Source organism: Streptosporangium sp. NPDC049248 (assembly GCF_040678965.1).
GTDB lineage: Bacteria > Actinomycetota > Actinomycetes > Streptosporangiales > Streptosporangiaceae > Streptosporangium > Streptosporangium fukuiense.
On sequence record NZ_JBFAQY010000022.1, the window covers coordinates 156,001 to 163,806 of the forward strand.

Below are 7,806 nucleotides of genomic sequence, written 5' to 3' on the forward strand. Positions count from 1 at the left end.
GAACGCCACGGGCGACGGAGTTCAGCGGACACCTTCTCCGGGCCCGGCCCGTCCGGTGGTCCGTCCGGGCCCGGAAGAGGTCATCGCTTCCAGAACGGACGGCGTCCGCCGGTGCCCACCAGGGCCTCCAGAACCTCCACGGCCCGCTGCCACAGGGCGTCCACGTCCCCGCCGGCCCGCAGCTCCTCGGCCAGGGCCGCCAGCTCCGCGTGGCCGCCGAGGTAGATCACCAGGGCCGCGAGGCGGCTGCCCAGGTCCTCCAGCACGCACAGCCGTTCGGCGGCGGGCAGGGACGCCGCGGCGCGCAGCCGCTTCAGCTCCTCGGCGAGCAGCTCCCGCGGCGGCTCCTGCGGCCTGCCCTGCGGCTCGGGGGCCGGCACCGGACGGGGCAGCATCCGGGCGCGGTCGTCGAAGCCGCCGGCCGCCGCCTCCTGCGGCAGGCCGCCGCCGATCGCGCTCGCCGCGAACTTCGGCATGGAACCGGGAGCGGCCATCCCGGGCGGCCCCATGGGCGGTTTCGGCATCGCGCTCGGGGCGGCCATCGAGGTCAGCATCATCGGCGCGGCGGCGACGGGGTTCTCCCAGCCGCTGGGCGGCTCCACCGGCTGGATCACCCGGTGCCCGGGACCGCCTTCGGCGACCACCTGCGTGTCGACCGCGACGAAGGCGGTGAAGCGGCAGAGCACCCCGTACCTGAGCGAGGTCTCCACGATCTCGGCCTCCAGCGACCGGTCGCCGATCGCGTAGCGGTCCTCCAGGGTCCGCAGCCGCCCCCGAGCCCAGATCGCCCGTACCGCCGGGTTGTCCACCGTCGCCGAGGCGACCCGCCGCTCCCACGGCAGGCCCGCGGCGTCCCGGCCCCGTACGGTCAGCGCCCCGGTGGCGGCGCCACGGTAGCGGCCGAGGACGGTGAGCGGGACGCCGGAGTAGATCGAGCCGACGTGGCCGACCGTCTCGGTGATCAGGTCGAGCCCGTCGGAGTGCAGGGCCAGGTCGGTGACCAGGGGAGCGCCGATCCTGCGGTGGATGTGCTCCATCGCCTCGTCAAGCCGGTCCTCGGACTCGACCAGCTCGCACCGGCCCCCGCCCAGCCCGGCGAGCCTGCCCAGGAACCCGGCGTTGACCGCCCTGTCGATGCCGACCGTGTGCACCCGCACACCGGCCAGCCGGGATCCGGTCCGCTTCAGGATCTGGTCCTCGTTGCCCACCTGCCCGTCGGTGACCAGCACCAGCACCCGGTCCCTGGCGGAGTCGGCGAGCAGCGCGGCGGCCTGCTCAAGCGGGGCCAGCATCTCGGTGCCGCCGCGCGCCTCCAGCCTGGCCAGATGTTCCACGGCCCGGTAGCGGTTGCGGTCGGACGCCGCACAGAGCCCCTCGCCGAGCCCGTCCGGCCGCTCCACGACGGTGTCGAAGGAGAGCACCGCGAACCGGTCGCGCGAGGTGAGCGTGTCGACGATGCGGGCGGCGGCGCGCCGGGCGGCCACCATCTTCCAGCCGGTCATGCTGCCCGAGCGGTCGAGCACCAGCACCACGTCCTTGGCCCTCGCTCCGGCGGGTGCCGCCTCGGGGACGACGGTCAGCGTGAACGTGCCCTCGCCGTTCTCGTCGTCGGGGACCACCGCCAGGGAGGTGGAGGCGTTGAAGGCCAGACGCAGGATGAAGTCGCGGTCCAGCCGCTCGCCCGGCTGGAGGCGGATCGTGCCGCCCTCCTGGAGAACCGCGTGCAGGCTGGAGCGGATCTCGCGCAACTCCAGCCCCGCCGGGTCGACGGAGACGGCCAGCGAGAGCCGTACCGGGTTGGGGAAGCCGGGCAGCAGCACCGGCGGGGTGATCCGGGAGGCGTCGGGGACCGCGTCGGTGTCCGGGGTCCACCCGTCGCCCGCCCGCTCGCCGTCCAGCGGCGTGCCGGGGATGTAGCGGGGGGCGACGACCAGCGGGAAGCGGAAGGTGGCCGCGCCGTCCTCGTACGGGAGCGGCTGGTTCAGCGTGAGATGGACGGTGACCCGCTCGCCGGGCACGATGTTGCCGACCCTGATGGTGAAGACGTCGGGGCGGTCCTCCTCGGCGATCGCGGCCCGCCTGCCCTGGGCGATCGCCTGGTCGTAGTCGGCCCTGGCCTGGCCGCGCTCCTTGAGCACGCCCTCGATGACCCGCCCGTCGGCCTCCATCCTGAAGGCGGTCACGGCGGCGCGGTCGGGCAGCGGGAAGACGTACGTCGCCTCCAGTGCCACGTCGTGCGGGTTGTGGAAGCCCTGGACCACCTCGAGGTCGGCCATCAGGCCGGACACGGCGGCGGTCACCTCCACGCTCTCCAGCGGCAGGTTGCCGCGTTCGGTGGTGAGCGTCCCCAGCCCGGCGTCCGGGACGGGCGAGCACTCCTCCGGTGACAGTGTTGCGATCGAGGTAATCATGGTTGCGTTCCTTCCGGAGGTGTGAGGCCGCGTTCGCGCAGGAGCGACAGGAGCTCCCGCGACGCGGCGGCTATCTCGGCGAGGTCGTCGGGCGAGGGGGTGCGTCCGCCGCTGCCGCCGCCGTCGAGCAGCAGCGTCACGCCGTCCGCCAGGCGTACGCCGTGCACGATCACCGCGGGCGGCCGGGTTTCCGCGGCCGGACGGGGGGCCGCCGGAGGGGGCGGGGGCGTTGCGGGTACGCCCGCCCGGGGCACGGGCCGATGGGACGGGGCCGGGCCGTGCGCGGTCTGGCCGGGTGTGGTCTGGCCGGGTGTGGTCTGACCGGACGGGGCGGGGCGGGGCTCTGCCCGGCCGGGTGGAGGCGTGGCCCCGCCGGACGACGCCGGAAGGGGCGGGGTGTCGGCGGGGGCGGGTTTCGGTGGTGGCACGGGTTTCCGCGGTGCGGTGAGGCTGGTCTCCGCCGGAGCCGAGGACGGCTCGGCCCAGAAACGCGGGCGTGCCGCCCTGGGGGAGACCGTCTCGGCGGGGTGCTCCGGCGACCGCTCGGGGATGCGGGCGATCGACTCCAGGGTCTGGTCGGTGGCCCCGGTCAGCTCGGCCTGGATCTCGGCGATGGTCCGGCCGTCGGCCTGGCGCCGCTTGACCGCGATGAGCTGGAGCAGGTGGCGCCTGCCGTACAGGGCCACCCGGCCGCGCCGGGCCAAGGGGGGGTCGAGTAGGCCGATCGTGGCGTACCACCGGATGAGCCGCTCGTTGGGCACGTCCCTGACCCGCCCGTTGAGCCGGGCGGTGGGGGTCAGAGCCGCGGACGCCCGCTCGGCCAGTTCACCGATGGTCCATTCCATGTATCGATAGTGACACTGTCATCATGACACTGTCAATTTAAGAAGCTGGATAGGGATGCGGATAGGTGGGTACGGACATTTCGTAGCAAACGGGAAACCGAGCTCGAAATAGGGGGAAAATTTCATGTCCTCGATCACCAGTCCACTCAAGCCAGAAGACAAGAAGGTCGTCGGCCAGGTGCTCCAGGGTGCGCTCGTCGATCTGCTCGACCTGTCGCTCCTGACCAAGCAGGCCCACTGGAACGTGATCGGCCATAACTTCCGCACACTCCACCTGCAGCTCGACAAGATCGTCTCGTCGGCCAGGAAGCACGCGGACACCGTCGCCGAGCGCGCGGTGGCCGTCGGCTGCAACCCCGACGGCCGGTCCACCACGGTCGCGAACCACACCGAGGTGCCGCAGCTGGAGGCGGGCTACATCAACGACGGCAAGGTCGTCGCCGCCATGACGGACATTCTCGGATCCATCGTCCGCCGGATGCGCGAGCGGATCGCCGCCACCGAGAAGCCCGACCTGGTGACCCAGGACCTCCTGATCGAGATCACTCAGGACCTGGAGAAGCACCACTGGATGATCGAGGCCCAGCGCTAGATCGTCTCACCAAGGCGCCCCGGCCCGCCGGCCGGGGCGCCTTTTTGGTCGGGAGGCTCCCGGGGCTGTTCGCCGGCACCTGTTTCGCGGGGGATCAGAGTGGCGAAGGCGCCTGGAGAACGTGAAAGCCCGTGGCCTCCCTGTCCCGGCAGGGAGGCCACGGGCGAGATGATGCCGATCAGATGCAGTTCACCGGATACGTGGCCTGCTTGGTCGGCTTGTTGTGGTTCAGTACCTCGATGGCGACCGTTCCGCTGGTCTTCGAACTCCGGGTCCAGTGAGCGGACTGGAGGCCGAGGAATCCGCTGGATCCGACCTTGAGCGTGCGGGTGTCATCCGGCTTCCCGTCGATGACCCAGCGGTAGCTGATCTCCGTGTCCGGAGCCGCATGGAGGTTCGCCCACGCGGTCGGGTACGGCGCGGCGTCGCAGTCGCCGTAGTAGGCCACCGAGGTCAACGCGCCGATGCGGACCGTGCCAGGCGTCGGGTCCTTCGGCACACAGGTCCAGGAGTAGGTCTGCTGGGTGAACGGCTTGTTGTGGTTGAGCACCTCAAGCCGTACGGTGCCGCTTCCGCTGCTCTGTGCGGATTTGTTCCAGAAGTCGCCGATCGTTTGGGCGACGCCGGGCTTGAGCACCTCGCTCCTGACCGGACCCGGCTGGCCGTCGGCCACCAGACGGTACCTGACCTCGGTCTCCCGGTCCGTCGTGAACCTCCCGTCCACGCGCATGCTGAAGGAACGGTCGCAGTCGCCCGCGTAGTGCGGCACGAGCACGTAGCGGAAGGTCACATTGGCGTCGTTGGGCCCCTCGTCGCAGGTGAAGGTGTACGAGCGCTCGTCAGGCTGGGCGGGGCCGCCCTCGACCATGAGGCCGACCTTGTGCGGGCCGCCCCCGGCGGCACCGAGGGTCCAGGAGGCGGAGACGTCCTGGGAGCGGGCCTGGGCGGAGGCGGGGAAGTCCAGCACCTGCTTCTGCCAGGCGGCGCCGTCCACGAGCCACCAGTACGTGACCTGCTGCGCGGCCCCGGCGGGGAGCGTGACCCGCCCGGTGGCCCGGTACGCGACAGGCTCCACGCAGGTGCCCGCGTAGTCGCCCGGGGTGAGCTCCACGATCTGCCGTCCCGGCGTCACCGGAGGCTGCGTGGGCGTGGACGTCGGGGTGGAACTCGGCGTGGAACTCGGCGTGGACGTCGGCGTGGACGTCGGAGTGGACGTCGGAGTGGGCGCCGGGCCGCTCTTGCAGGTCACCGCGTAGTCGGCGCGGCCGGAGTCGTGTCCGCCGGGGGTGAGGATGCGGACGGCCTTCCACCCGCGGGCGGAGCTGCCCACGCTCATCGGCAGCGTGACCTGGCGGAGGCGCGGCCCGCCGGCGGCGAAGTACAGCGTCTCCGGCCGTCCCTCGCCGGTGATGCTGTCGATCCACCGGTAGTCGACGGTGGCCGGGGTGCGCGAGACCTGGATGGTCGCGGTGAACCGTACCGTCGCCGGGCAGACGCCGTTGTAGGTGGCCGGGCTGACGTCCACGTCCGCCGCCGACTCCAGCGACCGTCCGGGCTGGGCGGGCAGCGGGTGGGAGACGTCCCACACCTGTGCGGGACCGTCACAGGCGACGCTGAACCGCGCCTTGCCCGACAGACCCTTCTTGCCCAGGATCTCGACGGCCTGCCAGCCGGTGGTGTCGCGGTCGAAGGTCTGCCGGTCCCGCACGACCACCTTGCGCGAGCCGTTGACACGGAGGCTCTTGACGACGCTCTTGCCGCCGTCGCCGCGTACCCACCTGTAACGGACGATGCCCTTGCCCTTGGCCGCCACCACCGCGGAGAATCCCACCGTGGTCGGACACGCGCCCGACCGCTTGGCGGGACTCGCCTTCACCTGGGCCACAGCGGTCTTGAGCGCGGGGGCGGAGGATGTGGCGGCGTACGAGGGGGTGGTGGCCAGCAGCCCGCTGAGCACCACCGTGCTCAGCAGCAACGCTGTCCTCTTCATTATGATCCTTTCTGCTTCGCGAAAAGGATCATGATCGAGCTCCTCACTTGCTGATCACTTGGTCTTTGGTTGTCACCCCGGCCGACCTGGCGGTCGGTGCGAGGTCGATGAGCGGTCCGGTGCCTTTCACCTGCCTTCGCCGCGCTTCCGGCCAGGTGCGATGCCGCGTTCCTCGGCGGTGACCGCCTCCCGGCAGGGCGGCTCGTACCGGGAGGCGGATACTCGTGTGCGCCCGCCGGGTGAGACGCGGAAACGTTCATGGCCGGCCGGTCCCCGGTGGCCGGCCGCCGCTCTCATCTGTCACCGTCGCCTCGCCAACGGAGGGACGGACGTCAGGATCGGGCCTGGCCGCTGAGCCGGGCGTAGGCGGCGGGTGGCATGCCGACCGCGGCGGTGAAGTCGCGGGTCAGATGGGCCTGGTCGGTGTAGCCGAGCTCGGCGGCCAGTGTGGCGAGGTCGAGGCCCCGGTATACCCGCTCCGCGGCCTCGTGCAGCCGGAAGCGGCGGATCACCCACTTGGGGCCGATGCCGACATGGTCCCGGAACAGCCGCTGCAGCGAGCGCACCGACCGCCCCGATCTGGCGGCCAGCTCGTCGACCCTGGTCACGGACACGTCGCTCTCCACCATCGCCACCAGCGCCGCGACCTCCTCCGCCAGCGGATCCTGATCCGGCCCCAGACCCAGCAGGAACGCCTCGGTGAGCGCGATGGCGGCCCGCACGTCGGGCTCGGCCAGGACCTGCTCGACCAGGGTCGCGCCCGCTGCGCCGTACATCTCGTCGATCCCCACGAAACGGCCGGTCAGCCGGGACACCGGGCCGCCGAGGAACGGCCGGAAGCCACCGGGGCGGAAGCGCGCGCCGAGCACGCGGCCGCTGCCCCGCATCGTGTAGGAGAACCCACCCTTGATCACTCCCGCGATCCGGTGGAAGTCCTGGGTGATCGTCATGTTCACGGTGGGATGCGAGACGACGCGCTGTTCGTACGGCTCGGCGAGGTCGGTCCAGCTGACGACCCAGAAGTGATCCACATACGCCGAAATTTCGGGTGATGGCGCCTGGCGGGCGAAATTGAAGGTGCTGAGCCCCGCGTACGGGTCGACCCAGCCGCGCTGTCGCGTTTCTACAAGCCGCGCCTCGGGCAGGCGGGGCACGATGGCTGCCATGGACGACATGATGCCGCTGATGACGCACGCCACCGAACGGACCGCGGGATTGGTACGCGCGGTACGGCAGGAGCAGCTCGGGGCCTCGACGCCCTGCGCGAAGTTCGACGTCAAAGACCTGATCAACCACCTCGAGTGGGTGGCGGAGATGTTCGAGTCGCTGGGTCGCAAGGGGCCGAACGTCGAGCAGGGGCCCTACGCGGGCGACTTCCCCGAGCGGGCGGAGCGCATGCTGGCCGCCTGGTCACGGCCCGAGGCATGGGAGGGGACCAGCCCCGCCATGGGCCTGCCGATGACCATGCTGGCCCACATGTACCTCGTCGACATGGTCGTGCACGGCTGGGACCTGGCCAGGGCCACCGGTCAGGAGTACGAGCCGGACCCCGAGGCCGTCTCGCGGGCGCTGGACTTCACCGGCCGGATGGCGGAGACGGGCAGGCAGCGCGGCGCCTTCGGGCCGCCGGTGGCGGTGCCGGACGACGCCCCGCGGTTCGACCACCTGCTCGGCCTCATCGGCCGGGACCCGGCCTGGACACCGTGATCCGCTCCAGCCCTTCAAAAGGCTCCCGGCACGATGTTCCGCGCTGGGAGCCGATGCCGGTGGCCGTGCCGCTGCTGTCTGTCGCGCACCGACGGGGTGAATACCAGCCGGGCATGGCGAACGGCGGGGCAGGTGGTCGTCACCACCAGTAGGTGGGGTAGCGCGAGGTCACTCCGCTGCGTCCGACGAGCATGCCGACGAGCACCAGGATGACGGTCGCGGCGACGAGTATCGGCAGGAACGGCACCAGGGGCTGCTGCT

Annotated in this window: 6 protein-coding genes; 2 read left to right on the plus strand and 4 right to left on the minus strand. The window is 71.6% G+C overall.

Going from position 1 to position 7,806, the window contains the following annotated elements; all coding sequences use genetic code 11:
* Positions 1-80 precede the first annotated feature (80 nt).
* A complete protein-coding gene (locus AB0K21_RS31890; protein ID WP_364155402.1) occupies positions 81-2,411 on the minus strand; it encodes a VIT domain-containing protein in 2,331 nt (776 codons plus the stop codon).
* Positions 2,408-3,256, minus strand: a complete 849-nt coding sequence (locus AB0K21_RS31895) for a MerR family transcriptional regulator (protein ID WP_364155404.1) — start codon at positions 3,254-3,256, stop codon at positions 2,408-2,410. Before AB0K21_RS31895 ends, AB0K21_RS31890 begins: the two co-directional genes overlap by 4 nt.
* A 124-nt stretch (positions 3,257-3,380) precedes the next feature.
* On the opposite strand from AB0K21_RS31895, the gene AB0K21_RS31900 reads away from it, so the two are divergent.
* Positions 3,381-3,848, plus strand: a complete 468-nt coding sequence (locus AB0K21_RS31900; protein WP_343979769.1) for a DNA starvation/stationary phase protection protein — start codon at positions 3,381-3,383, stop codon at positions 3,846-3,848.
* Positions 3,849-4,026: 178 nt separating this feature from the next.
* On the opposite strand, the gene AB0K21_RS31905 is transcribed toward AB0K21_RS31900, so the two are convergent.
* Positions 4,027-5,838: a hypothetical protein gene (locus AB0K21_RS31905; protein ID WP_364155406.1), complete on the minus strand. Its 1,812-nt coding sequence runs from the start codon at positions 5,836-5,838 to the stop codon at positions 4,027-4,029.
* Between the two features lie 332 nt (positions 5,839-6,170).
* A complete protein-coding gene (locus AB0K21_RS31910) occupies positions 6,171-7,004 on the minus strand; it encodes a helix-turn-helix domain-containing protein (RefSeq protein ID WP_364155408.1) in 834 nt (277 codons plus the stop codon).
* Here AB0K21_RS31910 and AB0K21_RS31915 point away from each other — a divergent pair.
* Entirely contained in the window at positions 7,003-7,545 is a 543-nt protein-coding gene (locus AB0K21_RS31915; protein ID WP_343979761.1) for a TIGR03086 family metal-binding protein, read from the plus strand. The two genes, AB0K21_RS31910 and AB0K21_RS31915, sit on opposite strands and share 2 nt — an antisense overlap.
* Positions 7,546-7,806: the final 261 nt, after the last annotated feature.

Bases quoted from the DNA above. Each gene is read 5' to 3' on its own strand.
- AB0K21_RS31910 (WP_364155408.1), bottom strand. From the start codon at position 7,004: ATGGCAGCCATCGTGCCCCGCCTGCCCGAGGCGCGGCTTGTAGAAACG.
- AB0K21_RS31915 (WP_343979761.1), top strand. From the start codon at position 7,003: ATGGACGACATGATGCCGCTGATGACGCACGCCACCGAACGGACCGCG.
- AB0K21_RS31900 (WP_343979769.1), top strand. From the start codon at position 3,381: ATGTCCTCGATCACCAGTCCACTCAAGCCAGAAGACAAGAAGGTCGTC.
- AB0K21_RS31890 (WP_364155402.1), bottom strand. From the start codon at position 2,411: ATGATTACCTCGATCGCAACACTGTCACCGGAGGAGTGCTCGCCCGTC.
- AB0K21_RS31905 (WP_364155406.1), bottom strand. From the start codon at position 5,838: ATGAAGAGGACAGCGTTGCTGCTGAGCACGGTGGTGCTCAGCGGGCTG.
- AB0K21_RS31895 (WP_364155404.1), bottom strand. From the start codon at position 3,256: ATGGAATGGACCATCGGTGAACTGGCCGAGCGGGCGTCCGCGGCTCTG.